This window comes from Sphingomonas plantiphila, assembly GCF_046000505.1.
Taxonomy (GTDB): domain Bacteria; phylum Pseudomonadota; class Alphaproteobacteria; order Sphingomonadales; family Sphingomonadaceae; genus Sphingomonas; species Sphingomonas plantiphila.
Window position 1 is genome coordinate 499,508 of sequence record NZ_JBELQC010000001.1, and the last position, 24,214, is coordinate 523,721.

At 65.1% G+C, this 24,214-nt stretch carries 23 protein-coding genes; 8 read left to right on the plus strand and 15 right to left on the minus strand.

Annotated elements, in window-relative coordinates; translation table 11 throughout:
* Positions 1–125: 125 nt before the first annotated feature.
* Positions 126–1,289: a DUF3644 domain-containing protein gene (locus ABS767_RS02280; RefSeq protein ID WP_408076743.1), complete on the plus strand. Its 1,164-nt coding sequence runs from the start codon at positions 126–128 to the stop codon at positions 1,287–1,289.
* A gap of 271 nt (positions 1,290–1,560) precedes the next feature.
* On the opposite strand, the gene ABS767_RS02285 is transcribed toward ABS767_RS02280, so the two are convergent.
* The 3 genes from ABS767_RS02285 to ABS767_RS02295 all read right to left on the minus strand — a co-directional run bounded on the left by ABS767_RS02285 (position 1,561) and on the right by ABS767_RS02295 (position 5,422).
* Positions 1,561–1,770 (minus strand): response regulator, encoded by a 210-nt coding sequence (locus ABS767_RS02285; RefSeq protein ID WP_408076744.1) that lies wholly within the window; start codon positions 1,768–1,770, stop codon positions 1,561–1,563.
* A 209-nt stretch (positions 1,771–1,979) separates the two neighbouring features.
* Positions 1,980–4,562, minus strand: a complete 2,583-nt coding sequence (locus ABS767_RS02290; protein ID WP_408076745.1) for a PAS domain-containing protein — start codon at positions 4,560–4,562, stop codon at positions 1,980–1,982.
* A gap of 287 nt (positions 4,563–4,849) precedes the next feature.
* Positions 4,850–5,422, minus strand: a complete 573-nt coding sequence (locus ABS767_RS02295; RefSeq protein WP_408076746.1) for a hypothetical protein — start codon at positions 5,420–5,422, stop codon at positions 4,850–4,852.
* Between the two features lie 45 nt (positions 5,423–5,467).
* On the opposite strand from ABS767_RS02295, the gene ABS767_RS02300 reads away from it, so the two are divergent.
* On the plus strand, positions 5,468–6,019 hold the full coding sequence (locus ABS767_RS02300; RefSeq protein WP_408076747.1) for a dihydrofolate reductase family protein: 552 nt from the start codon (positions 5,468–5,470) through the stop codon (positions 6,017–6,019).
* Between the two features lie 569 nt (positions 6,020–6,588).
* The gene (locus ABS767_RS02305) at positions 6,589–6,954 is read left to right on the plus strand and encodes a DUF2750 domain-containing protein (protein WP_408076748.1); all 366 of its coding nucleotides are present in this window, start codon (positions 6,589–6,591) and stop codon (positions 6,952–6,954) included.
* 1,024 nt (positions 6,955–7,978) lie between these two features.
* Here the strand turns inward: ABS767_RS02305 and ABS767_RS02310 are convergent.
* Complete coding sequence (locus tag ABS767_RS02310; protein ID WP_408076749.1) at positions 7,979–8,878, minus strand: hypothetical protein; 900 nt, start codon at positions 8,876–8,878, stop codon at positions 7,979–7,981.
* Positions 8,879–8,961: 83 nt separating this feature from the next.
* Positions 8,962–10,197, minus strand: coding sequence for a S8 family serine peptidase (locus tag ABS767_RS02315; protein WP_408076750.1), 1,236 nt, complete (start codon positions 10,195–10,197; stop codon positions 8,962–8,964).
* Positions 10,198–10,281: 84 nt separating this feature from the next.
* Between ABS767_RS02315 and ABS767_RS02320 the strand changes: the two genes are divergently transcribed.
* Both ABS767_RS02320 and ABS767_RS02325 read left to right on the plus strand, forming a co-directional pair.
* Complete coding sequence (locus ABS767_RS02320) at positions 10,282–10,764, plus strand: RNA polymerase sigma factor (RefSeq protein ID WP_408076751.1); 483 nt, start codon at positions 10,282–10,284, stop codon at positions 10,762–10,764.
* On the plus strand, positions 10,761–11,453 hold the full coding sequence (locus tag ABS767_RS02325) for an anti-sigma factor family protein (RefSeq protein WP_408076752.1): 693 nt from the start codon (positions 10,761–10,763) through the stop codon (positions 11,451–11,453). The genes ABS767_RS02320 and ABS767_RS02325 overlap by 4 nt, the downstream gene beginning before the upstream one ends.
* Positions 11,454–11,543: 90 nt before the next feature.
* Here the strand turns inward: ABS767_RS02325 and traA are convergent, their stop codons facing one another.
* Entirely contained in the window at positions 11,544–14,447 is a 2,904-nt protein-coding gene (gene traA / locus ABS767_RS02330; protein ID WP_408076753.1) for a Ti-type conjugative transfer relaxase TraA, read from the minus strand.
* Positions 14,448–14,618: 171 nt separating this feature from the next.
* Here traA and ABS767_RS02335 point away from each other — a divergent pair, with 171 nt between their 5' ends.
* Both ABS767_RS02335 and ABS767_RS02340 read left to right on the plus strand, forming a co-directional pair.
* Complete coding sequence (locus ABS767_RS02335; RefSeq protein ID WP_408076754.1) at positions 14,619–14,939, plus strand: conjugal transfer protein TraD; 321 nt, start codon at positions 14,619–14,621, stop codon at positions 14,937–14,939.
* Positions 14,940–14,958: 19 nt separating this feature from the next.
* Positions 14,959–15,174 carry a conjugal transfer protein TraD gene (locus ABS767_RS02340; RefSeq protein WP_408076755.1) on the plus strand — a complete coding sequence of 72 codons (216 nt, stop codon included), beginning with the start codon at positions 14,959–14,961 and terminating at the stop codon, positions 15,172–15,174.
* Here the strand turns inward: ABS767_RS02340 and ABS767_RS02345 are convergent.
* From ABS767_RS02345 to ABS767_RS02365, 5 genes are all read right to left on the minus strand, one after another.
* Entirely contained in the window at positions 15,169–15,636 is a 468-nt protein-coding gene (locus ABS767_RS02345) for a YbaK/EbsC family protein (protein WP_408076756.1), read from the minus strand. The two genes, ABS767_RS02340 and ABS767_RS02345, sit on opposite strands and share 6 nt — an antisense overlap.
* The gene (locus ABS767_RS02350) at positions 15,636–15,911 is read right to left on the minus strand and encodes an HU family DNA-binding protein (protein ID WP_408076757.1); all 276 of its coding nucleotides are present in this window, start codon (positions 15,909–15,911) and stop codon (positions 15,636–15,638) included. The genes ABS767_RS02345 and ABS767_RS02350 overlap by 1 nt, the downstream gene beginning before the upstream one ends.
* A 73-nt stretch (positions 15,912–15,984) precedes the next feature.
* Positions 15,985–16,908 carry a HEPN domain-containing protein gene (locus tag ABS767_RS02355; protein ID WP_408076758.1) on the minus strand — a complete coding sequence of 308 codons (924 nt, stop codon included), beginning with the start codon at positions 16,906–16,908 and terminating at the stop codon, positions 15,985–15,987.
* A gap of 70 nt (positions 16,909–16,978) precedes the next feature.
* Complete coding sequence (locus ABS767_RS02360) at positions 16,979–17,251, minus strand: sigma factor-like helix-turn-helix DNA-binding protein (protein WP_408076759.1); 273 nt, start codon at positions 17,249–17,251, stop codon at positions 16,979–16,981.
* Positions 17,248–18,147 (minus strand): ArdC family protein, encoded by a 900-nt coding sequence (locus ABS767_RS02365; RefSeq protein WP_408076760.1) that lies wholly within the window; start codon positions 18,145–18,147, stop codon positions 17,248–17,250. The genes ABS767_RS02360 and ABS767_RS02365 overlap by 4 nt, the downstream gene beginning before the upstream one ends.
* Positions 18,148–18,892: 745 nt before the next feature.
* On the opposite strand from ABS767_RS02365, the gene ABS767_RS02370 reads away from it, so the two are divergent.
* Positions 18,893–19,123, plus strand: coding sequence for a helix-turn-helix transcriptional regulator (locus ABS767_RS02370; protein ID WP_408076761.1), 231 nt, complete (start codon positions 18,893–18,895; stop codon positions 19,121–19,123).
* A gap of 100 nt (positions 19,124–19,223) precedes the next feature.
* Here the strand turns inward: ABS767_RS02370 and ABS767_RS02375 are convergent, their stop codons facing one another.
* The 4 genes from ABS767_RS02375 to ABS767_RS02390 are packed head-to-tail and all read right to left on the minus strand — an operon-like array spanning position 19,224 to position 24,097.
* Positions 19,224–20,708, minus strand: a complete 1,485-nt coding sequence (locus tag ABS767_RS02375; RefSeq protein ID WP_408076762.1) for a 2-dehydro-3-deoxy-6-phosphogalactonate aldolase — start codon at positions 20,706–20,708, stop codon at positions 19,224–19,226.
* The gene (locus tag ABS767_RS02380) at positions 20,705–21,652 is read right to left on the minus strand and encodes a 2-dehydro-3-deoxygalactonokinase (protein WP_408076763.1); all 948 of its coding nucleotides are present in this window, start codon (positions 21,650–21,652) and stop codon (positions 20,705–20,707) included. Before ABS767_RS02380 ends, ABS767_RS02375 begins: the two co-directional genes overlap by 4 nt.
* Positions 21,636–22,373, minus strand: a complete 738-nt coding sequence (locus ABS767_RS02385; RefSeq protein WP_408076764.1) for an SDR family NAD(P)-dependent oxidoreductase — start codon at positions 22,371–22,373, stop codon at positions 21,636–21,638. The genes ABS767_RS02380 and ABS767_RS02385 overlap by 17 nt, the downstream gene beginning before the upstream one ends.
* Positions 22,370–24,097: a sodium:solute symporter family transporter gene (locus ABS767_RS02390; RefSeq protein ID WP_408076765.1), complete on the minus strand. Its 1,728-nt coding sequence runs from the start codon at positions 24,095–24,097 to the stop codon at positions 22,370–22,372. The genes ABS767_RS02385 and ABS767_RS02390 overlap by 4 nt, the downstream gene beginning before the upstream one ends.
* Positions 24,098–24,214: the final 117 nt, after the last annotated feature.

Here is a 24,214-nt window from a genome sequence, read left to right on the forward strand (position 1 = left end):
TGCCTGGCCGCTTCTGACCCAATAGTCGCCGATCCCAGGACCTTGCGTGCGCATGCACGGGGCGCCGAATCGACTCCAGGGCCGATCATGACATAGCGTGAATCCCTGGGGGAGGTAGGCGAGGTATGGCGAAGGTCGTTCTGTCCGATCGTGAGGTCGGCCTCATCAAGGGACTGATTCAGCATAAGGCTTTGAACGACCAACAGGTGTTGGCAATCTTCAGCTTCCTCGACCGCAACTTCAACCACCGCGAGATCGGGGCAATCCGGAAGGGAACGAAACCACGCTACGCGGCGATCGCGGCCGCCACCGTCGGGGAGGTGGACGCGCTTCTCTACCATTATGCCAAGCTGGCCGCACTGGCGGAGCATCTCGGGTTCTACGCGACGACGTACGTTAGCGCTCAGGTCCGCAAGGCCGTCGAGATCTTCAAGACCGCCGTCCTGGTCTACAACAACAACACGCTGTCCACCCGGTCCGAAACCTTCATCGTTCTGTCGGTCATTGCCTGGACGTATCTCCTGCATGCGCGACTGACCGAACAGGGCATCACGCCGGTGTTCAAAAACGCCGACGGCTCACCCGTTATGATCGACGGTCAGGAGAAGCTCTGGGAGCTTAGCTATTGCATTGAACGGCCGGAATCGGGGCTGTCAGCGGGCGAGAAGGCCAACCTCAGGTACCTGATCGCGATCAGGAACGCGATTGAACACCGGTCCGCCGAAGACGTTAATGATGCGCTGCAAGCGAAGATTCAGGCGAACGCATTGAACTTTCTGCGCTTCGCCAAGGACAACTTCGGGAGCAAGTATGACTTCTCCCACGACCTCGCGTTCGCGATCCAGCTCCAAGCGCTGACCTTGCAGTCGCCGAACGCGCTAAAGGGCGCAGTGCCGGTCGCCAAAGCCGTCGCGGCCGTCAACGCGCTAATCGAGGGGCCGATGTCGCAGGCAGAGTTCGACGACCCCGCCTACTCCTTTCGCGTCTACGTGGTGCCGAAGGTGACGAACAACGCCAAGAAGGCGGATCAGGCCGTTATCTATAGTCCGGTCGGTTCCAACGTGGAGGTGGCGATTAAGCACGTCGAGCGTCCAAAATATCGGATGACGGAAGCCATCAAGAAGCTGCTCGACGATGACGGCGTGGTCGTTACCACCTATCAGTTCACGCAGGCTTGGAAGCAGAACAATCTCAAAGATCCGGCGAAGGGCCTTGCAGTGATGCTGGGCGGCCAGTGGTTCTGGTATCAGGAGGGCATCGACAAGATTAGAGGCATCGTAACGAACTGAGGTTGTCGTTACCAGCGCGACGATGTGCCGCATCTACGAACAAAAGCTATGCGCGGCAGATTGCCAGGCCCCGCCAGTTGATTCTGTTGCCGAGGTCGTCTGACCCACCCGCGCAGAGGGAACGGCAGCTTTCGGGGTCGGTCAAGCGGTCTCCAAATGACGGGTTTGGGGCGCTTTGCTGACAGGCAGCTGATGCCCGAACCGGCGTGGCAGTTCTTGGGCCGGAAGCGGAACTCCAGCTTTCCGGACACGAGCCCGCGAAAGCAGCCTTTCAATCAAGTAGATTACGCCCCTTCGCGGCCCAGAGTCTCGCGACCTTTGCAGCGAGGGGGGCGTAAGTGAACGGCTTGGAAATAAGATCGATGCCGACCTCGAGGCGGGCTTCGTGCATGACAGCGTCGCGGGTGTAGCCCGAGGCGAACAGGACCTTGAGCCCGGGCTGCACCACCCGCGCCTGTTTGGCGACCTGCTCGCCGGACATGTTCGGAATCACGACGTCGGTGAGCAGGAGCGGGGAGCGGGAGGCGTTTCCGCCGACGGTAGCTTTGCACGCGAACCGAGTGTCGACTTCTTCACAAGCGCCATCAGCGATCTCTATCCGGTCAGAAAAAGCGGCACGTTAGGGCAAGCCGTGTGGGCGCGCCAGCGCATGTGTCAGATCAGACGGAGCCATGAATGGGCCACTAATGCTCAACTCTCGAGCACCGCGCGAATTTTCGCCGCGAGTTGTTCGACCGTGAACGGCTTGCCGATCAGTTCTACGCCGGGATCGACCACGCCATTATGGACCACGGCGTTGCGCGTGTAGCCGGTGGTATAGAGCACTTTGAGGTCCGGGCGACGCCGCCGTGCCTCGTCCGCAAGCTTCCGTCCGTTCACGTCTGGCATGACGATGTCGGTGAACAGCAGCGCGATTTCGGGATGCGCATCGAGCAGCCTGAAGGCTGCCACGGCGCTGTCCGCTTCGATCACGCGATACCCAAGCTCTGTGAGCGCATCGACGCTAAACTGGCGAACGGCAGGCTCGTCCTCGACCACCAGAATCACTTCCTGCTCATCGCCGAGCGGAAGGTCAGCGGCCGTGGGAAGCTCGGCCTCGGCGTCCTCGCCGAGGAACCGCGGCAGGTAAATCTTGATCGTCGTGCCCTGGCCCAATTCGGAATAGATCTTGATATGCCCGCCCGACTGTTTGACGAAGCCATAGACCTGGCTCAGCCCCAGCCCCGTGCCCTTGCCCACCTGTTTCGTGGTGAAAAACGGGTCGAACGCCTTGGCGATCACATCGGGCGGCATTCCGCTGCCGGTGTCGGAGACCGCGATCAGGACATACTGGCCGTGGGGGACGCCGAAGTTGGCGGCAACGTAGCGTTCGTCGAAATGCATGTTCTGCGTCTCGATCGTGAGCCGGCCACCCTCCGGCATCGCGTCACGCGCATTCACCGCCAGATTGAGGATCGCACTCTCGAGCTGGTTGCGATCCGCATGCGTGCGCCACAGCCCCGCGGCGAGCACCGTCTCCAGGCGGATTTCGGCGCCGAGCGAATGGCGCAGCAGTTCCGACATGCCGGGAACGAGCTTGTTGGCGTCAACTACCTCAGGAGTGAGCGGTTGCTGGCGCGAGAAGGCGAGAAGTCGCTGGGTCAGCGTCGCGGCGCGCTGCGCCCCGTCGGTCGCGGCATCGACATAGCGCTTGGCACGCGCATCGCTGGCCCCCAGCCGGCGCCCGAGCAAATCGAGCGAGCCGATCACCACCGCGAGCATATTGTTGAAATCGTGCGCAATCCCCCCGGTAAGCTGCCCGACGGCCTCCATCTTTTGAGACTGGCGCAGCGCTTCTTCGGCCTGTTCGCGTTCCGCGACGGCTTGCGTCACGCGACGCTCGAGATGCTCGTTCAACTCGCGCAGTTCGGCTTCGGCGCGTTTGCGTTCGGTCACGTCGATCGCGGTACCGACGACTCGCACGCAGCGACCATCGGAATCGAAGATTCCGCGGCCCTTGGCGGCGACCCAGCGGGTCAGCCCGTCTTCCTTGCCGACGGTGCGATACTCGACGTCGTAAAGCGCACGGTGATCGGCATCGGCAGCAGCAGCAAATGCCTCGCTCGTGAACCCGCGATCCTCGGGATGAAGGCCGTGGTAGAAGTCCGCCATCGAGACCGGGACATCAGGAGAGATGCCGAACATGCGCTTCACGATCGGTGGCCAGATCAGAATGTCATGGATCAGGTCCACGTCCCAGAAGCCGACTTCGGCGGCCTCCGTTGCGAGCCGCAGGCGCTCCTCGTTGATGGCAAGCTCGGCGCGCGTGCGCTGACGCTCGGTGACGTCGAGCATCGCCCCGATCATGCGGATGGCGCGCCCGCTATCGTCGCGGATCACATGGCCGCGATCGAAGATGTTCGCAAAGCTTCCGTCGGCGCGGCGGAAGCGATATTCGTCGGACCAGCTTTCCGCGGCACCGTCGATCGCCGCGTGGATGCTGCGATCCACACGCTCGCGATCCTCCGGGTGGATATGCTCGATCCACCAGGCGCCGGTCGGCTCGACCGCGTCGGGCGCGTGACCATGCACGATCTCCAGCGCCTCGTTCCAGGTGACGTGGTCGGTCGCGAAGTCCCAGTCCCAGATCGCGTCATTGGTCGCCCTGCTGGCGAGGCGATAGCGCTCTTCGACGCCGCGCAGGGCAAGCTCCGCGGCGGTTCGCTGCTGCACCTGCTCGCGCAATTCATCGGATCGCGCGCCCTGGTGCACCAGCGCCTTGCGAAGCTCGAGCTGGGTCATCACCTGCCGCGCAAGCACTTCAAGCACCAGCCGCTGATGCGCGGTAATCCCCTCGGGCCGCGGCGCACGATCGAGCACGCAGACCGTACCGATCGGCAGACCCGCCGCGCTGCGCAGGATCGCGCCCGCATAGAATCTCAGCCCATCGTCGGCCGAAACCAGCGGATTGCCGTCGAAGCGCCGATCCTCGCGCGTGTCGGGGACGACGAGAAAGTCATTCTGAAGGATCGCATGGGCGCAGATCGACACGTCGAGCGGCAATTCGCGCTGGCCGATCCCAACCTCGGCCTTGAACCATTGCCGATCCCCCGAGACAAGATTGACCACCGCGATCGGCGCCGCAAAGGTTTCGGACGCGAGCCGCACGATATCGTTGAACTCGGGTTCGACCGGGGTGTCCAATATCGCGTAGCTTTCCAGCGCGGCAACGCGATCTTCCTCGGCCCAGGGTGCTGTCGCCGAGGCGGCGTTTGACTCCGAATCCGACTTCATTCTGTCGAGTTAGCAGGCCCTATCGCACGTTCAACAGGAAGATGCCGCTCCACGGCGCGACTTCGCGAGCGCGCTGCTCGTACTCGGGTCGATTGCCGTCGAAGGAACAATCATCTGGGAGCCGCGTCGGGTACAGAGCCGAACGACCCCGTGCCGTTCCCCCCGGCGACCGGCGAAGTGGCGGGAGATGGGCCGAAGGCGGAAAGGCCGCTTGGGAGGCGAAATGCGCGATAGCCGCCGATCGCAATGTCCGGTGCGGCCGCAAATGACCCAGCACGTCACGCCCTTCACGCGTCATTGGAGACGCCGACACTCTGGCACCAATCCTCCAGACTGCGCTTGACGGCGTCTTCGGCCCGGGTGTCGCGCGTGAACGCCCACCAGATCAGTGCCCCCTGCCAGACGCTGGCCATCTGCCATCCCAGTCGCTGAGCCTCCTCACGTTCTTCGGCAAGCCGCCGCCCAAGCGCCGTCGCGAGCAATGCCCCCCAGGCAGCGCCGCGCGCGCGCAGGACCGGATTGCGGACGTCCTCATGCAACAGCAGCAGCCCGTCGCCTACGGCATAGTCTGCCTCGTCCCCCGGAATAAGCCGTACCAGCAGTTCGATGGCCCCCCGCGGCGTCGGCGCCATCTCCGCGTCGAGTTCCACCGTCGTCGCGGTCAGGCGGTCCCAAGCGCGCGACAGGACCGCCACAACCATCGAATCGCGCGTCCCGAATCGCTGGACGAGGCTCGCGGGCGACAGCCCCGCCGCGTTCGATGCCTTCGAAAAGCTGAGTTCGGCCGGCCCGCCATCCTGCAACGCGGGTAGCAGCCGGTCGAGCAGCGCGATGTCCGAAACCGTCTTGCGTCTTCCCATGCTAATTTTATAAACGAGCGTTCGATTATAAACAAGGAGGCGGTGGTGGCGAGAATCCGAGGCTATATGGCGACGAGCCTAGATGGCTATATCGCTACGGAGGACGACCGGCTTGACTGGCTGTTCGCCCATGAAGGGCTCGATCTCGGCGAGCACGACTACCGCATCTTTCTCCAGCGGATTGGGACCGTTGTCATGGGGCGTGGCACCTACGACTTTCTCGAGAGCGAGGATGCGCCCTGGGCGTATGGAAACCAGCGTGTCCTCGTGGTCACCTCACGGCCCATCGCAACGCCGAAGGGGCCGCTGGCCATTCGTGCCGACGTCGGTGCGCTGATCGAGGAACTCCGGGCGCTGACGGACGGCGACGTCTGGATTCTGGGGGGCGGGAAGTTGCAGATGGCCTTCATCGAGCGAGGCGCGCTGGACGAGATTGAGATCTACGTCATGCCGGACCTTATCGGCGGCGGACGCCCGTTGTTCCCCGCGACCGGCGCCCGCGCCCGACCGCGTTTGCTTTCGGCGGGGCCCCTGGGCGGCGGTTGCGTGCGCCTCCATTATGCCTTTGATCAAGACACCGATCCTGCATCTCTCTGAGGACTGGACGTCGCAAGCCCGTCATCGATCGCCGCATTTCGCTGGCGTGATCGCTTTCGAGAACCAACCCAGGGTTTGCACGCGCCGTCAAGGCGCAGGAACAGATATTCTTCGCTGGATGGGATGCGATCGCCCGCGCTCACCCTGTAGAAGGTGACCCCAACGAGGCCGGGGTAATACAATTACTGCCGACCGTGAACGGCCTGTTGCGGGTTCTGGCCAATCTCATCGTCCAGTCGGGGGCCTTTCCTACCCGGTCGGCAGAACGGAGGTTCGTGGATCACCTACGCAATGCTCTGTTCAAGCATATCAGCGACGCTAAGCGCGATGCTGGCAGCGAGGTCGCATTGAAGTTGCATCCGCTTGACTTGCCTGGAAGCGAGCATTGACTCAGGATCAGCACGCTGGGCCGAGGCGCTCGCGATCGAACGGCGGCGTGGAGAGCGAGCGCAGTTGTGGCTCGCCGAACGAACTGGCGCGCTGGCGCTGATTAGCAATGTCGCACGAGGTCGAGCGCTTCCAACAGATCGCAAGGCGCCTCGACGGAATGCGGCGAAGAAGGATGTGAGATGGCTGAGCCGATCGCGACCGGTATCGCCTTCGTCCGCGAGGCGTGTGCCGGGACGGAAGTGTGGACAATCTGGGATGGTGGCGGTCTTCCGACTGCGATGACTAGGCAGGGCGAGACCGCAATCCCGTTCTGGTCGTCCGAGTGGCGTGCATGGGCATTCATCGAAAGCGCGGCGCAGTACGGGGAATACCACCCCCGCAACGTGCCTCTGCTAGTTTTTTTGGACGAGCTGCTCCCCGCCTTCGATTCGCATGGTTTGCGTGTTGGCACGAATTGGGAGGCACCTGGCGCGGTTGGGCACGACGCCAACGCGGCGGGGGTGGCGGCGGCTATTCGGGCTTTAAAGGATGCGGGCATTGGTTAGGCCCACGTCGTCCATGCCCCGACCTCTTGAGCTCGGCGCGCGCGATGAGTTGGTCGCATCTGAGGGGCGGCGGATTATTGTGCGGTAAATTGCTGGAGCCCTGCGGCTCGGGATGATTCAGCAAGCGAGCAACTTTAAGCAACGATGGCATCGCGCCCCTCCCTTTACCATACACTCTAACGCACCGGCCCGGGCATCGCGTCGTCAGAAGTTTGGTTAACGGGTCGAGATGGGCTGGCAAAGCGATAAGCCGAGCCGGGGTTCGCCTTAAGCGTTCGAACTGATACAATATTGTTAGAGGTTGCACGGTTAATCGCGTGGTAAGGAGGCCTATGACTCTTCTCACACGCCTGTTGTGCACCGTACGCGGCCACCTGTGGCAATATAGCCAGTCAAAACCGGGGCACCAGACCTGCACGCGCTGCCGCAGGCGGCGTTCGATCGCTAGGACCCAGCGGTAAGCCATATGGGGATCAATCGGCCAGGTTCCGGTGCTTTTAGAAGAACTGAGTGCAGTGACGGGGCTCAATGCGTCGGAAAATGCCGACGGCTAGCGCGATTTGCGAAACGGATGATCGCCGCGTGAATTGCGTAAGTGGCCGAGCGGAAGAGGGCAAACGCCCGGCCACCTTTCGTAAACCGATGAGCGCGCACTTAGTTGCTACGCGCGTTCACCGTGGTCGGGTTACGCAACCGCGAACTACAGCGTTGGGTCTCACCAGCTGCCCCACCGCAAATGCTCAGCAAGCGCGAGATAAGCTGGCCCGTGGTCATTCGCCGGCTGGTCAGCCATCTTCGCCTGGGGCGCATGTTGCACGTATTCTACTGGCGTTTGCGCGGCATCGCTGCCTCCCTTGGATCGCTTCCACTCGAGTGCTTGATATCGAAATGAAATGCCGGTCAGCAGTCCCTTGATTGCTAAGCCACCGCAGTCGCTCCAATGTCCGATACTAGGGCGCTCAGCGGACGGTAGCTTTAGCGGTTCGGCGTGTCCCCGGCTATGTGTCAGGGAAAGGCCTCGCTATCAGTCCTGTTCCTCGGCGGCGTTCTTCACCGCGCCCTTGCCCATTGCCGAGACAAGCACGTTCCCGTCGGCACTGAAGTTGCTTGCCGGCAGCGTGGCAATGCGCTCGCCGACGCGGACCGCGACCGATTCGATCCGACCGCGGGCATTGCGGTTGACCTGCTCGAGACGGCCGACGAGGCGGCCGCGCGCATCTTCGATTCGCGTGCCGGGGTCGAGAGCTGGCGCGGAAGTACCGCTCAGCGAGAGCATACCCTCGCCGCCGCCCGAGGCCGAGCCCGATGCGCCGCCATTCCCCGCCGATCCGCTCGCCGAGCCGCTGCCCGAACCTGAAGCGCCGAGCGCACCACTCAACCCGCCCGCAGCGCCCTGCGCGCGTCCTACGGTCTGACCCGCCGCGCCGGTCGCGCGATCGCGCACCGCACCGCTGATGTCACGCACGCGGCCGACCGCGCCGGCCGCCCGCCCGCGCGTGCCCTGCACGGTGCTGCGCAGGTCGTCGGTGCCGATCAGGTCCGCCGAGGCACTGCCCGATGCTCGCCCGGACGCGCTGCCGCTGCCCGCCCCGCCGACGCTGCGGCCCAGCGCGCTGGTGCCGTTGTCGACCGTGCCGGCAATCCCGCCATCGGCGCTGCCGCCGGCCGCGACGCGGCCGCTGCGGCGATCGACGCTCTTCTCGACATCGGTCGAGCCGCGCGCCGACTTGGTGGTGCGCGTGGTGCTGGTGATCGGTTCGCGGGTACGTTCAATGGTGCGGTCAAGCGAGCCGCCAAGCCGCCCGCCGCCCAGCGTGCCGCCGAGCTGGCCGCCCAGCCCGCCACTGCCCAGCAACTGCGCCGAGGCCGGCGCGGCGATCGTCAGGGCGGTTGCCGCGGCAGCGACAAGAAACAGGGTCTTCATGGTCATTCCTCCTGATCGGGCGCCATGTCGCATGGCGCTTCGGAAGGGGAACGGATGCCGCTTTGCCTTTAATCCGAAAAAATTCAGCGCGGCCGCGTGGCGCAGTCGCTGCACAGTACGCCGCGCCCCAGCCCGCGCTTTCCGCGCCCCTGCGCCTCGCGATCGAGCGCCGCCAGCGCGGCAGCAATGCCCTTATCGCCCAACTGCGCCGAAAGCCGCGCGGCGACGAAAGGCGCGGCGAACGAGGTGCCACGCAGCTTGCGTGCTTTGCCGTCCACGCCGAGCCCAAACAGGTCCGCGCCCGGCGCGGCATAGTCGAGCTTCGCGGCGCGTCCGGCCTCGATCAACACGCGCCCGCGCGCATCGACGCCGGTCACCGCGATCGCCTCGGGATAGCTGGCCGGATAGGCCGGCTTTGCCGCCGGGCCTTCATTGCCGACCGCGGCCACGACCACCGTGCCCAGCCGCCGCGCCGCCGCGACGACGCGGCCGAGCAGCGGATTTCGCGGCCCGGTCAGGCTGATCACGACCACCGGCACGCGCTCACGCGCCATCCACGCCAGCGCCTGGCCGATCGCGGCCGCATTGCCGCCGGCCGGATCGCCGCCATAGACGTCCGCAACATGGAGCCGAGCGCCTGGCGCACTGGCCCGAACCCCACCGCCGCCAGTCAGCAGCGAGGCGACCGCGGCGGCATGATCGTTCGGACGCGGACCGCCCTGCGCAAAGCTCTGCTGACGCGCGAGGCCAGGCGTGCCCGCCGGGACCCCGCCATCGACGATCCCGATCCGTCCCTTCGCGCTGCCGACTTGAATGGTGCTGCCGGCGGCCGGCGCGCCTAGCCCACCGCTCGCGAAATAAAGCGGATCGGCGCTGACCTCGCGCCCGCCCGCGACCCCTCGCAATTGCTTGAGCGCCCGGGTCAGGCCCATGCCGCGCGGCGTCGCAAACCGCGCATAGCCAACGCCCAGTCCGTCAAGCTCGACTAGCTCGATCAGGCGAAAGCCGCGCGCGGTCGCCGCCTGCGTCACTGTCTCGTCGGCGTCGAGCACGATCAGTTCGTTTGCGCGCACGGCATTGCCGTCGGGATCGATCGCAACGCGATCGGGGTGCCGCCGGACAAGCTCGCGCACGCGCTCGGTCTGCGCGCGCACCAGCGACTGCGCATCGCCCAACCTCTCACCGACCTCGGGCAGCCCCCGGGTCACGCGATCGGTCACGCCGCCGACGCGCGGCAGCTGTGGCAGCAGCTGCGCCTGCGCTGGCCCTATGAGGCACAATGCCATCGCGATCAGCCCGGTCCGCTCCATGCTCGTCATCCTAGACCTAGAAAAATTCTGCGTCATGCTGGATGAAACGAATTGCCGCGTCCGTTTCATCCGCGAACCTGAAGGAACCCCTGATTGCGCTTCGAGGAGCAACTGCTCGACCACCTGCCTCGGTTACGCCGCTTCGCACATGCGCTGGCACGCAATGGCGCGGATGCGGACGATCTGCTGCAGGCCTCGGTCGAGCGGGCTCTGCTGCGGCGCGATCAGTTGGAACCTGGTACGCGACTGGACAGCTGGATGTGCCGCCTGATGCGCAATTTGTGGATCGACACCGTCCGCGCCGAAACGCGCCGCGGCGAGACCTTCGTGGCACCCGACCTCGGCGAGGCAATCGGCGCTGCAGGAAATCAGGAAGCCGTGGTCGAGCTCGGCAAGGTCGGCGCCGCGCTGCGCCGGCTCCCACCCGAACAGCGCGAGGCGGTCGCGCTCGTGGTGGTCGAGGGGTTCGCCTATAAGGAGGCTGCCGAAATTCTGGGCATTCCGATGGGCACACTTACTTCGCGTCTGGTGCGCGGGCGCGAGGCGCTGATGGCGCGGCTGGGAGAAGCGGCATGACAATCGAACCTGAAACGCTAATGGCCTATGCCGATGGCGAGCTCGGCCCGGTCGAGGCCAGGCGCGTTGAGCAGGCGATCGCCGCTGACCCCGCGCTGGCCGATCAGGTCGAGCGCCACCGCGCACTCGCCGCTTCGCTGCGCGACGCCTTCGCGCCGGTCGCACATGCTTCCGTGCCAGCGCAGGTTGAGGCCGTGCTGCGCGGGTCCGCCAAGGTCGTGCCGCTCACGCCACGTGCCGCGCGCCGCGAGCGCCCCTTTTGGATGGGCGCAGTCGCCGCGAGCCTTGTTGCCGGACTCTTCGCCGCCCCACTTGTGATGCCGCCGGGCGACCTCGCCGTGAAGAACGGCCGCCCGCTAGCTCGCGGTGACCTCGCCCGCGCGCTCGACACGCAACTCGCTTCGACGCAGGCCGACGCCACTGAAGTCCGCATCGGGGTTACCTTCCGCGACAAGGCACAGCGCCTGTGTCGCAGCTTCGAGCGCGGCGAGACTGGCGGCATTGCCTGTGCGTCAGGCAAGGATTGGCAGGTGGAGCGGCTTTATGGCGGGATGGTTGCGCAGGGGGCGCAATATCGGCAGGCCGGTTCGCCCGCCGCCGAACTGATGGCCGATGCGCAGGCGATGATGGCAGGCGAGCCGCTCGATGCCGTCGACGAAGAAGCTGTCATTGGCGAGCGGTCTCGGTAACGCAAGAAACGTACTTGAGGGCAGCTTTCAGGCGAAGCAGTGCTGCTGTGAAGTGACCGCTTGTGGGGCGCAAAACAGACCTGAATGCCTTCATCGACCGATACCGCGGTCCCGACCTCGCCCAAAGTCAATGCCGTGGTTGAATGCCAGCTCTGCACCCAGCCTCCGCCCGGTTTCAAATGTGATACCAAGCTGGGCCTTCCGCGCGGATAGGATGGACTCCATCTGCGGGTCGCGCTCAAGGCTTCGGGCCATTTCAGCCATCGCGCTCTGCGCGGACTTACGGCCCACGAGATCCCCCGCCACGTATGCGCGCTGGGCCTGAGCGGTAAACGTCTTCCATCGCTCAACGAACTTGTCAGCGCGTCGGGCCGGGCTCGTGCGAAGCTCAGCTTCAAGCTGCATTGCTTGGTTGGTTCGCCTGAAGTCGCCGCCCGCCGCTTCGCGGGCAAGCCCCCGGTCCTTCTTGTATGCGTTTTCGAGGTCGACCGACGCGTGCTCGGTGATCCCATTTAGATCCTTGCGCGCCGCGCGGAGTTCATTCGCCTGCTCTGGGCTGGTGGCGTTGCCCTTCTCGAAGCTGTCGAAGATGCTGACCACCGCGCGGGCGTGCCGCTGGACGATGTTCCTGCGCGTCTGGCGCGCTTCGTCTTCGGTGGGCTTAGCCGGTTCGAGGGGCCGTTGGACCGGAAGCCGCAGTCCGTCGAACATGCCGCGCACCTTCTCGGGCATCTTGCGTGCCAGCTCGGCAATGCGCTCGCGGAACGTGATGCCGCGCCGTTCGGCATATTGCCGCTCCGGTTCCCGAGCATAGTCGCTCGCCATATCCTTGGCGCGCTCACGCGACAGCGTGCGGACAAGCTTGCCCTGATCGGCGAAGTCATCCTGCCCATAGTGCAGATCGACACGGTCGCGATGACGCGACAGTGCGACATAGGCCGAATGGCTGTCCATGCCCGGCGTCGCGAGCACATGGGTGCGGTCAACGGTCATGCCCTGCGCCTTGTGGATCGTGGCGGCGTAGCCGTGGTCGATGTTCGCATAGTCCTTGATATCGAACGCGATCGACCGGCCATCGTCGAGCTGCACCGCCATGCGAACCTGGCTCGTGCTCTCCAAAGTCCCGAGCGTTCCGTTCTTCACGCCAAGGTCGCGCTCGTTCCGCAGGAACATGATCCGGTCGCCGGCCGCGAAGTCTCGTGCCCCTCGCTCGGTGGCAATCGTCACATCGTCGCCAAGGGCACCTGCGATACGCAGCCGATCGCGCGCGGCAGTATCCAGCGCCTGAACCTCGTCGCGCGTGTGGGTGAGGATAATGCGCGAAGCGCCGGGATTGGCGAGCCGGTCGCGATCCCAGCGATCGATCAGCGCGTCGCGCGCATCCTCCCGGGTCAGCGCACCGTGCACGGCGTTATGCTCGTCGTAGGCGCGGATCGCTTCGCCAGTGCGACCGGTGGCAAGGTGCCGGGTTGCATCGCGCTGCCAGTCCTCGCGCTGGCGACGAACTTCGGTGATTTCAACGCTACCATGCCGTTCGGCAAGCGAACGGAACGCGGCACCTGCCTCGATTGCCTGGAGCTGTTCAGGGTCGCCGACCAACACGACCTTCGCGCCGCGCTTCTCGGCTTCCGATATCACGCGTTTCATCTGGCGCGAGCCGATCATACCGGCCTCGTCGATCACCAGGATATGGTTTTCCGTGAGCAGGTCTCTGCCCTGCGCCCATTGGTGCTCAAGGGACGCAATCGTGCGCGACGCGATTCCCGACCCGCTTTCCAGATTCTCGGCAGCGATGCCCGACAAGGCGAGTCCCTGTACCTCGTAGCCAGCGTGACTCCACGCGTCGCGCGCGACACTCAACATGGCTGATTTGCCGGTGCCGGCGTAGCCGGTGACGATGGCCAGATCGTGCGGCGCAGTTATGTGATCCAGAGCGGCCTTTTGCTCTCCCCCGAGAACCAGGCCGTTCCTCCCGGCGGCGATGATGGCCTCGTTCAGCGTCGCCGTCGGGAGACCATGGCTTTCACGATCGGCAAGGCGTTCGGCGCCGCGCATCAGGCGCTGCTCGACTTCGATCATCGCGCGAGAGGTGAACCGTTCCTCGCCGCGTCCATCCTTGCCCAGCGCCACGAGATCGGGCGAGGCGCGAACCGCACCCATTGCCAGATCGAACTGCTCTTTTCCGTCGCTGTGCCGGTGGATGAACCGCGCAAGGTCGCGCGTCGTGAACGTGGCTTGCTGGTGGGTAATAGCGTCGAGCGCGATCCCCGGGTTGGCGATGATTTTCTCACCATTGGCGCGAGCGATGTCGATGTGCTCGGCGGCGCGCTCGGATTCCAGCCCTTGCGCCGCCATGCGCGACGCGGCGGGTCCGATCTTGTGCTGCGGCTCCAGGTCGATGCCCTGAGCTTCGAGTGAGCGGTGATCGATCCGCGCGTCGATATCGAGTTCGGCTAGCCGCGCGTTGACGTGCTCGCTCCAGCGCTCGCGCCACTTCTCCAGCAGATCGGTGCGGTTCCAATCGCGGTTCTTTTTGCCGAACCCGTCCTCTCCAACCTCGCGCATGGTCAGCATCACATGCGCATGCGGCTTTGCCAGACCGTCGGCTCCGATATCCCAATGGACATTCAGATCGGCGATCATGCCGCGGTCGACAAACTCGGCGCGGACGAAGTCACGGGCCAGCGCGATGCCCTGTTCCTTCGTCATCTCACGGGGAATCGCGAACTCGATCTCGCGCGCCAGCTGGGCGTCCTTGCGCAGCTCGACAGCTTCGACTTCATTCCAAAGCCGCTCGCGGTCCGACAGATGCTCGGGCGCACCATCCGGCAGCAGCACCTCCGAATGCACGACGCCGGCTTTGTTCGAGAAGTCGTGGTGGCGATCGAGCCGCTGATCATGCAGCCGGGAAGCCGAGCGATACGCAGCCGACGCCAGCGCCGATGATCCAGCAGCGCGTGAGATGACTTTGGCCGAGAAGTGGTAGATCGCCATGACGGCAAACCACATACACTAAACAAGCGACGTTGGAACAACGTATAAGCGCGCCCTCAAAAGAATTCATCTTTCTCGCGAAATAGTTATCCCAAGACATTTCACGACGTTTGCGCTGATCGACGCAGTACCTAACTGACAGCTTCCACAATGACAATTGAGGAAGGTGTCATGCGCAAACCCCGCGACTATGATTCGGAACTGAAGGAGCTCGACGAGAAGGCAAAGATGCTCAAGGAACGGCGACTGCACCAGCTTGGCGAACTGGTCGTCGCGACCGGCGCGGACAGCATGCCGGTCGAGCAACTGGCAGGCGTTCTGCTCGCCGCGGTGGAGGCTAAAGATGCGGCTGCAAAGGAGGGCTGGCGCAAACGCGGCGCGGCATTCTTTCAGGGGTCGCGCAAGGCTCGCGGGCGCGCTGGCCGCGACACGCGCGGCGCTTCGCCGGGCGATAGCGGTGCGCAACCGGCGCAGCGCCAGGATCGCGCGTGACGACAAGCGGGATTGGGTGATGAAGCGCCGCGCGCGCACGCGCCACCTGATCGAATTGGGAGGCCTCGTGGCCAAGTCAGGACTGGTCGAACTTACCGACGATGATCGCGCCGTCCTGTTCGGGTTGCTGGTCGATGCCGCAGCAAGGCTACAAGGCGAGCATCGCGACCAGGCGCTGACACTCTGGCGACGGCGCGGGCGGCGTGCGTTTGCCGAAGCCGAAACAGACTTATGAGGGTGGTGAGCACAAGTCAGCCCAGATCGCGCCGACCAGTTCCGCCAACCGCTCGGGCGTGATCCGTACCGATGCGGTGCGCGACCCGGCGGCGAGATACACGCTATCGAACTGGCGCAACGAAATGTCGCAATAGATCGGCAGCGGCGCGGGCAATCCAAACGGACACACCCCGCCGACCGGATGGCCGGTCAGTTGTTCGACATCTTCTGCAGTCAGCATGCGCGGACGATTGCCCAGTGCGGCCTTCACCTTGCGATTGTCGAGCCGGCAATCGCCGGCGGCGACGACAAGCAGAACTTGATCGCCCACGCGCAGCGAGAGCGTCTTTGCGATCTGTCCGGGTGCGACGCCAAGCGTGGCTGCAGCTTCGAGCACCGTCGCGGTGCTCGAAGCCTGTTCGATGATCGAAATATCAGGTGCCCGCGCCGCCAGAAAGGCGCGGACCGCCTCGGTCCCCATCAGCCGTTGAGCTTGTCCTTCACGGCCTTGGCAGGCGTAAAGCCGAGCTTCTTGGACGCTGCGATCTGGATCGCTTCGCCGGTGCCGGGATTGCGACCTTCGCGCGCCGGGTTTTCCTTGACCTTGAACTTGCCGAAGCCGTTCAACGATACTTCCTCGCCAGCCGCGGCCGCCTCGGTGATGGCGGCGAAAATGCCGTCGACCAGCTTACGCGCGTCAGCCTTGGTGAGGCCATGCGCTTGGGAAACGCGGTCGGCGAGATCGGCATTGTTCATGGAAGTTTTCTCCGTGTGAAATGGGGCGTGCCCTCTTGGGGGCGGCCTAGCAACCTGTCCAGCGACTGGTCAATCATGCGGCAGCGGCACGCTCCAGTGCGACGATGCGCTCTTCACAGATGACCTGGACCGCTTGTCCGAGCACTTCGACGCGCTCACCCAGCCAGGCAAGCTCTTCCTCGCTGATCCGAAAATGCTTGGAGTAGCGAGCCTTCACATAGGCTTCCTTAAGCTTCTGGAAGCGCGCGCGGTCGACGCGGTTGTCGCGCGGCCATGCGTCGATCAGACGCGGATCGATCCGCTCGGCCTGCGTGCGCAAGAAGCCGAGATTGTGAACGTGCGGCGTGTAGAAGGTGCAGACGAGCAAAACGCAGTGGTAAAGCTGTTCAGTCGCTTGATGCAGCAAGAACGCCGAGCGCTTGAAGCGTCCCTTGCTGATGAGGTGGTCTGCGCTCTCTTTGAAATCGGCTGCGGCCGGATAGAACTCCTCGAAATACTCCCGCGCCATCGCCAGCGCCTGTTGCGGCGTCTTGGGCTTTGGTTCGTGAAATTCGGTGTCCTCGCTCTGGTAGAGCGCGATGCCGTCGCGGGCGATGTCCATGAAGAAATAGCGCCCGTGCGCCAGCCCGTCGTTCACCTCGTGCATCGTGTGCACGATGAAATTGACGGGGGTGCGCAGCGTCTTGGTGATCGCCAGTTCTCGGTCGAGCCGGTCCTCGGAGGTCGCCCAGAATTCGACGCGGTCGGTGAGCTTCTCGTTGTTGACGATGACGAGCAGATCGAAGTCCGACTGATAGCCTTTGGCGGTGTGCGGCTCGTCAACCCAGCCGCCGCGCGCATAGCTGCCATAGAGGATGACCTTGAGGATGCGCGCGTTCTTCTTCCAATCGGAGGTCGCGATCGCGGTCGCGTCGCCGAATTCCTCGAACAGAATCTGGACGACGCGCTCCAGCTCGCGCTGTTTAGCCGGTGGAAGATGGTCGAGACTGGTCTGCATGGGCGGTCATCCTAACGGCATGACGATGCTTGGGACAGCCTCGCCGGCCAAGCCGGCGAGGCTGCGACGGTCATCGCCGCAGCTTCTCGGCGATGCGGCGGATTATCCGCTTCCACCATGGCACCGGCAGGCGCCATTCGAGCGCCTGGTGGAGCGTGAACAGAGTCTCTGCGAAATGCCACTCGACCTGTTTGACGCTGAGTCCGGTGCGCTTAGCGATTTCGACATAGGACAGGTCGTCCAGCCGGATCGCGAGGAAGATCTCGCGGCGCAGCGTCGGCATCCGCTGCAACCCCGCCTCCAGCTTTTCGATGATCTCGGTTTCGGTGAGGTGCTCGCTCATGACAGCGCCTCCCCGGCAGGCGCAAAGGCAAGCAGGTAATCCGCCGCCTTGCTGGCGGCACTCGCCGCGCGGAAGATCGCCTTCTCATCCTCGCGCAGAACGCCAAGCCACGATCCGATGTAATCGGCATGCCGCACGGTCGGTTGGATCGCCAGCGACGCACACGCAAACGCACTCGCCATCTCGGCGACAAGCTCCTCACGGGCATAATCCGCACTGCCGAACCCGCCGCGCTGGTTACGGTCCAACCGGCTGATGTGCCCAGTCCAATGGCCAAGCTCGTGCAGCGCGGTGCGATACCAGTTGATTGGCTCGCCGAACGCTGCCTGCGGCGGCACCGCGACGTAATCGCCGCTAGGCGAATAATAGGCCTCGCCCCCACCAACCCGGAAGTCCGCACCGCTCGCCTCGATCAGGCTGCGAACCTGCGGCAGGATATCCGCCTCCGCCGGAAGCTCTGGCAACTCGGTGAACCGCTCGGGCAATCCCTCGCACTGCTCGACATTGAACACGGTAAAGCGCTTGAGGAACGCCAGCTGCCGCGCCTCGCGATCCTCGTCGCGCGCGCGCTCTTCCTCGTCCTTGGGCGTGAACCGATCCGCATAGCAGACGGTCGTTCCCCGCTCGCCCTTGCGGACATTGCCGCCCACCGCCTGGGCTTGCCGGTAAGTCAGCCAGCGCTGCGAGGCATAGCGGCCTTCAATCACCGCCGCCCACAGGATCAGCACATTGACCCCCGAATAGCGCCGCCCGGTCACCGCATTGGCGGGCATGGTGCATCCACACGCCGCTGCATCCCAAGGCTGCACCCATGGCAGCCGCCCTGCCTCCAGCTCGGCAATCACACGGGCCGTCACCTCGGCATAAAGGCTCGCACGCTCGTTTCCAGTCGTCATCACTCCTCACTCCTTCAAACCACCGCAACCGGCGCCGGAATGGCGGGGGTGGGCGGCAGGAGCGGACCGGCGATCCCGCCGATGAAGGCGGGCCGCACCCGAAGGGCCGAAATACAATGGAGGACCCCGGCGCAGCCGGGGTTGCGGCACTCCGCGGCGGGTTCAAAGGGTAGTGACGCCCACCTCCGCCAGATCAAGTGCCGGAGGCCAACGCCACCGCGCCCGGGCGCGGTGACCGCAGCTCATCAGCGCGCAGCGCTGCTCAGCTCCACAGAGCTGCACAAAGCAGTACTCTCCGAAGCCGGACGGCCGTCGCGGCGGCGTGCGCGCGCAGCTGTGCGCCAGCCGTCGCCGCGCCCTCGGGCCGGGTCGAGTGTGCCACGCGGAGAACAAAGGCCTGCGGACCATGGCGGCTTCGCAGAAGTCCGCCAGCGCACGCCCATCAAACGTCGCGTTCCGCTGCCGGGCAGCGCCCGGCCCGCGTCATGCGATCGCAACCCGGCTGGGCCGAGACGCGGAGACGACTCGGCGACGCGCCCGCGGCGTAGAGCGCGGTCACGCAGCGCGTGGGACGCCCTGACACTTCACCCTCCGATCAACCGACCTACGCCACAGCTACGTATGTGTTCGCTGGGACCGCACAGGCCCCTCCTGACCCCAGAGAGGCTCTTTTCTGGGCGAAGGATTTCCGCCCAAATTAGCTCCGGGGGCACCAGTCAGACGCTCGCAGTACAAGGATATTCCGATGCAACCCGAAACCCCCGACCGCATCCTGCGGATCAACACCGTCCTCGACCGTACCGGGCTCAGCCGCTCGACAATGTACCGGAAGATGGAGAATGGCACATTTCCGGAAAACGTCCAGATCAGCACCCGGTGCGTCGGATGGCGCGAGTCCGCAATCGACGCTTGGCTCCGCAACCCTATTTTCTACTGCATCAACGACACTGCCAAGGATGACAGCCAAGCGCCCTAATGCCGCCCCTCACAACCTCCGATCTCCTCCCTGCAAGCTGCCACTTCTTGGGACTGTGGCGGATTAGCAGTCGCGGTCCCCACTCTGGTCGTTTGTCGGCCTAAGCCGCATCGTTCGTGCGACCGGATGGACCAGCCAATGCCACTTCAAAGACACTGCCCGATCCCGTCGCGTCCGCCACCTGCGGGGTCAATCGCATTCGGGACGTCGTGACAATAAGCCCGCCCTTGCCATCAGTGCACACGCTGCTCACGTGCGGAGCGGCGACGCGGTGGCTGCGCAAGTGCGCACCGTTCGGAGCAAGCTCGACCACGCGGCCGCCGCCCCACATCGCCACCAAAGGATTGCCATCGGCCCCGATCGTCATGCCGTCCGGCTTACCCGGAATGCTCATGAAATCGCTGACAATCTGCGGCTCACCAAGTGCGCCAAAGGGCGTCGAGGGGAATCGGATGAGCGTGCGTTGGAGCGTGTCGACCAGATAGAGGCTCGTCCCGTCCCGGGTCCATTCCATTCCGTTGCACGCACCCAGCCCCTCGCATACGCGCGTGACCGATCCATCCACACCGATCCGGAACAGTGTCCCGCGCCCCGCCAGAAGGCCGCGATGCATCGTACCGGCCCAGATGGTACCGTCCGCGCCGATAGTCATGTCGTTGAACCGGCAGCCACTTCCGACATCGACATCGACGATAGGGGTCGTCGCACCGCTCGCCCGATCCACCGTGACAACCGCGTAGTCCGCGAGACCGACGAGCGTGTCTCCGCGCCAGCCGATCGCGTTCAGCGGCACATCGGTCGCGACCCGATGCATCGTACCGTCGACCAGGGTTACGCGGTGCAGGTTCGACCGCACGGGATCGACGAACAGCAAATGCTTGCCGGTCGGATCCATCAGGGGCGACTCGCTGATTGTCGCGCCGGGATTGGCGACAACGCGCGGCTCCCGTTGACGTTCTCGCATCGCCGCGATCAATGTGTCGGCGGCATGCCCCACGGCCGCAGCATTCCGGCCCGGCCGGTAGAGTTCGGAGCCGACACCGATCGCATCGCAACCGCCGTTCAGAAAACGGGAAGCATTTGTCGCGCCGACGCCGCCGACGGCGACGAACCGGGCGTCTGTCGGCATCACCGGTCGCAGCGCACCGATCGCCGCCAGCCCCACCTCACCCGCCGGGAAATATTTGAGCCAGCGCGCGCCAGCGCGATAGGCGCGGAACGCATCGCTCGGCGAGGCAATTCCCGGCATCGGGACGATCCCCAGGTCCAGCGCGCGACCGATCACATCGATATCGCAATTTGGCGCGACACAGATTTGCCCACCTGCATCGGCGAGCCGATCCACGTCCGCAGGGTCGATCACCGTCCCCGCGCCGATCATCATATGCGCGCCGAAATGGCTGCGCAGCAACGCGATCGTCGCGAACGGGTCGGGAGAGTTGAGCGGTACTTCGGCGATGCGAATGCCCGCATCATACAGCGCCTGGACTACCCCGACCGCTTCCCCGCCATCAAGGCCGCGCAGGATCGCGACGACCGGAGTGTCGGCGAGCGCCGCTTCGACTGCAGCCAGCGTGTCGGTCATGCGGCGCGTACTTCGCTGACCGCTACCGCCACCGCGAGCGCACGGTAGCCGGCGATGCAACAGGGTTCGGAGTCGACGATCTCCGCCGCGATCCCAGTCGCTGCCAGCGCGCGGGCGAACATTGCCGACAGCCCCGGATTGCCGATCAGCGTGACCGGCGCCCCGGCGAGCGCCGGATAGAGGCGCAGCGCGTCGGCGATTTCGCCCCCGATCAGCAGGCCGCGCAGATGCGACGCCGCATCCTCTTTGCCCAGCCCGGCACGGACCGCGCGTGCGCGCGTTTCGAACAACAGGCTGCCGAGGTTGAGGCCGCTCGATCGCGCGCGGTCGCATCCGCCGTCGAACGCCGCGCCGACCGCGCCGCTGCCCTCGGTGATCGACGCCAGCAGTCCCTGGCTCGTCATCCGGTCGAACACCTCGCCGCCCATCGACGTGAAGAAATCGACGATCCGCCCGTCGCGGCAATATACCCATTTGCTGTGCGTACCGGGCAGGACAATGAACCGGTCGCCCGCCACCACGCTAGTATTCGCGAGATAGCCATACAATTCCACCTCCTCGCCGCGCATCACATCGGGGCCGCCATGCGGGCCGGTACAGGCAAGGCCCGGGATGATCCGTACCGGCGTATCGCCGATCATGGTGGCGAGGCTGTGCGCGGAAAGGTCGGCGACCGACGAAGGCGCCTCGCAATAGCTGGCATCGGCCCAGCCGATATTCGACCCGACCATGCCCGATGCCCAGCAGGTGCCGAGCGGCCCCCAGCGTGTCGCGAGCTCGTCGATGCACGCGCGCATGCCGTCGCGATCGAGCGCCGCGACCCCGCGCGGCATCGCCACGCGATCGAGCACCTTGCCGTCCACGCCGATCCTCCAGGCGCGAAAATTGCTGCTACCCCAATTGATCCCGACCAGCGGTCGGGCGCCGTCAGCGGCGTGTGACACCGGCACCTCCATCCAGTTCGACGACCGTTCCGGTCATCCATGCCGCTGCGTCCGAAGCGACGAACAACACCGTTTGCGCGACATCCTCCGGCGTCCCGAGCCGCCCGAGCGGATGCCGCCCGACATTGGCGGCGCGCGCCGCCGCCGGATCGGGCGTCAGGTCGAAATTGCGCGCGAGCAGCGGGGTATCGACCGATGCCGGGGCGACGCCGTTGACGCGGATTCCTCGGTTCGCGAGGTCGAGCGCCGCGGTACGGACCAGCCCGTCGAGCGCCGCTTTCGACGTCGCATAGGCCGCCAGCGTGGGCGTCGCGAAACGGGCGTTGATCGACGAGATCAGCACAAAATTGCCGCCGCCCTTCGCGGCCATCGCCGGAGCGCATCCCTGGATCAGGCGCACCGCGCCGACGACGTTGACGTCGTAGATCCGTAGCCAGTCGGCGCTCGGCGTATCGGCGATGCCGGCATTGACGCTCGCCGCGCCCGAATGGACGACGATGTCTGCCGCTCCGCCCGCATCATGCATCGCGGCGAGCGCATCGGCGACCGCCGCATCCGAGCCGAGATCGGCGGCGAGGTTGAGGTTGCCATTGCCCGGCCGCGAATGGCCGAGGGCGCAGACCCATCCGCCCTCGCGGCGAAATCCATCGACGACCGCGCCGCCGATACCGCCCGAGGCGCCGGTGACAAGGATGCGTCGCCCTTCGAACCGTCCGCTCACGCCACCGACTCCGTCCGTTCGACCGCACGTGCACCGCGCCGCCCGATCCATTCGGCGAAGAGCGCCAGCGCTGCAAGTGCCGCTCCGGTAATCAGCAGGATCTTGCGATCCTCAGCGCTCGCAGTGATCGCGGTCATCCACAGCAACAGGCCGCTCGCGCCGACAGTCAGCGCGACGATGCGCGGCGCGTCAGAGGCGCCGCCGCCCGGAGCGGTTTCCGCTGCAGGCGGAAGCGCTGCAATCCGCGCGACGCCCGGGGCGATCCGGCGCGAGAACAGATGATAGGCGCCGAGCACCAGCATCGGCACCGCGACGCCCACGATCACATCGATCAGGATGCCCGCGTCCGCCGCCCATCTCTGGAGCGGCTGGAACGCTGCGACATCTCCGAGCGGCCCGGCGGGCGTGATCAGGTAGCGCAAGAACAGGCCGACCGTCCCTGCCGCGACCACCGTCAGCCACGCCGAACGCTGGTCGACCCGGTCGCTGAAGAAGCCCCATACACTGGGCGCGACGAGCGGCACCACCAGCAGGCTGGTCGCCGCGACGATAACCTTCTCCGCCCCGCCGAGCAGGGGGATGAGGACGGCCACCAAGGTCAAAAACAAGCCCAGGCAGATGGTGACGATGCGTCCGGTGCGGACCTCGGACAAGCCGTCCCGCCCGCGCGTCAGCATCGGAGTGAGGGCGCCGGCGAATACGTTGAGCTGACCGCTGATCAGGCTGGCGGTGGCCGAGAACATCGCGGCAAGGACGAGGCCCAGCATGCCCGCCGGCAACACCGCCTGCGCGGCGAGCATATAGGCCTGCTCCGGATTGGCATTGGGGTCGATCGCCCGATAGAGCATTGGCGGCAGCAGCCAGAAGGCGGGCGAGATCAAATAGAGCCCACCGAACAGCCAGGCGCTGCGCCGCGCGTCGCGCGGCGTCGGCACGCTGATGAAGCGCTGGACGAACGCCCATTCGGCGCCGATCATGAAGAAGTGGATCACCGTCCACGCGGCGATGAACCACCAGCCATAATCGTCGCTGGTGAGCGCAAAGAAGCCCTCGGGCACGCGCGCGGCAAAGCCGTCGAGCCCGCCGAGACGCGCGAGGATCAGGATGACGGTGATCAGCACGGCGAGGTTGAGAACGATGAACTGCATGACATCGGTCATCAGCACCGCCCACAGGCCACCGAGCATCGTATAGAGGACAATCACTGCGCCGAAGCCGAGCACGGCGAAGGTTACGGAGAGATTGCCCGTTCCCGGATCGCGCAGCATGTGACCGGGCTCTAGCGGCACCAGCACGCACAGCAGCACCGAGAGCGCATAGAGCGCGATGCCCGACCCGATCAGGCGGAAGAGCATCATCACCCAAAGGTACAACTGCACCGCCGAATTGCCGAACCGCAGCCGGACATAGTCCGCAGGTGATTCCACCCCCAGTCGGCGCCAGCGCGCGGCGAGGAACGCGCCCGCAAGAACCGCGGCGACGCCATAGGACATGTTGACCGCGACGGCCACGAGGCCAGAGCGATATGCAAGGCCGCCCCAAACCACGAAGGTCCCGGCTGAGAACATCGTCATGAATCCCGACAGCCCCGCCACCCACCAGGGCGACTGGTGCCCCGCGGCGAACATCTGCTTCAGGCTGGTATTGCGCCGCATGTAGAAGATGCCGAGGGCAAGCATCCCGGCGAGATAGGCGATCAGGACGATCGCATCAGCGGTGGTCATCACGGCCCCTCATTACTCAGCCCTCTCCACATGGATTTTGTAGCACTATTAGAGCAACAAATTGCAAAGGCAACGCCCTGTCCAGCGATATTACGCTAATTAGAGTGCTATAAAAGC

Bases quoted from the DNA above. Each gene is read 5' to 3' on its own strand.
- ABS767_RS02280 (WP_408076743.1), top strand. From the start codon at position 126: ATGGCGAAGGTCGTTCTGTCCGATCGTGAGGTCGGCCTCATCAAGGGA.
- ABS767_RS02285 (WP_408076744.1), bottom strand. From the start codon at position 1,770: ATGTCCGGCGAGCAGGTCGCCAAACAGGCGCGGGTGGTGCAGCCCGGG.
- ABS767_RS02290 (WP_408076745.1), bottom strand. From the start codon at position 4,562: ATGAAGTCGGATTCGGAGTCAAACGCCGCCTCGGCGACAGCACCCTGG.
- ABS767_RS02295 (WP_408076746.1), bottom strand. From the start codon at position 5,422: ATGGGAAGACGCAAGACGGTTTCGGACATCGCGCTGCTCGACCGGCTG.
- ABS767_RS02305 (WP_408076748.1), top strand. From the start codon at position 6,589: ATGGCTGAGCCGATCGCGACCGGTATCGCCTTCGTCCGCGAGGCGTGT.
- ABS767_RS02310 (WP_408076749.1), bottom strand. From the start codon at position 8,878: ATGAAGACCCTGTTTCTTGTCGCTGCCGCGGCAACCGCCCTGACGATC.
- ABS767_RS02315 (WP_408076750.1), bottom strand. From the start codon at position 10,197: ATGACGAGCATGGAGCGGACCGGGCTGATCGCGATGGCATTGTGCCTC.
- ABS767_RS02325 (WP_408076752.1), top strand. From the start codon at position 10,761: ATGACAATCGAACCTGAAACGCTAATGGCCTATGCCGATGGCGAGCTC.
- traA (WP_408076753.1), bottom strand. From the start codon at position 14,447: ATGGCGATCTACCACTTCTCGGCCAAAGTCATCTCACGCGCTGCTGGA.
- ABS767_RS02335 (WP_408076754.1), top strand. From the start codon at position 14,619: ATGCGCAAACCCCGCGACTATGATTCGGAACTGAAGGAGCTCGACGAG.
- ABS767_RS02340 (WP_408076755.1), top strand. From the start codon at position 14,959: ATGAAGCGCCGCGCGCGCACGCGCCACCTGATCGAATTGGGAGGCCTC.
- ABS767_RS02345 (WP_408076756.1), bottom strand. From the start codon at position 15,636: ATGGGGACCGAGGCGGTCCGCGCCTTTCTGGCGGCGCGGGCACCTGAT.
- ABS767_RS02350 (WP_408076757.1), bottom strand. From the start codon at position 15,911: ATGAACAATGCCGATCTCGCCGACCGCGTTTCCCAAGCGCATGGCCTC.
- ABS767_RS02355 (WP_408076758.1), bottom strand. From the start codon at position 16,908: ATGCAGACCAGTCTCGACCATCTTCCACCGGCTAAACAGCGCGAGCTG.
- ABS767_RS02360 (WP_408076759.1), bottom strand. From the start codon at position 17,251: ATGAGCGAGCACCTCACCGAAACCGAGATCATCGAAAAGCTGGAGGCG.
- ABS767_RS02365 (WP_408076760.1), bottom strand. From the start codon at position 18,147: ATGACGACTGGAAACGAGCGTGCGAGCCTTTATGCCGAGGTGACGGCC.
- ABS767_RS02370 (WP_408076761.1), top strand. From the start codon at position 18,893: ATGCAACCCGAAACCCCCGACCGCATCCTGCGGATCAACACCGTCCTC.
- ABS767_RS02375 (WP_408076762.1), bottom strand. From the start codon at position 20,708: ATGACCGACACGCTGGCTGCAGTCGAAGCGGCGCTCGCCGACACTCCG.
- ABS767_RS02390 (WP_408076765.1), bottom strand. From the start codon at position 24,097: ATGACCACCGCTGATGCGATCGTCCTGATCGCCTATCTCGCCGGGATG.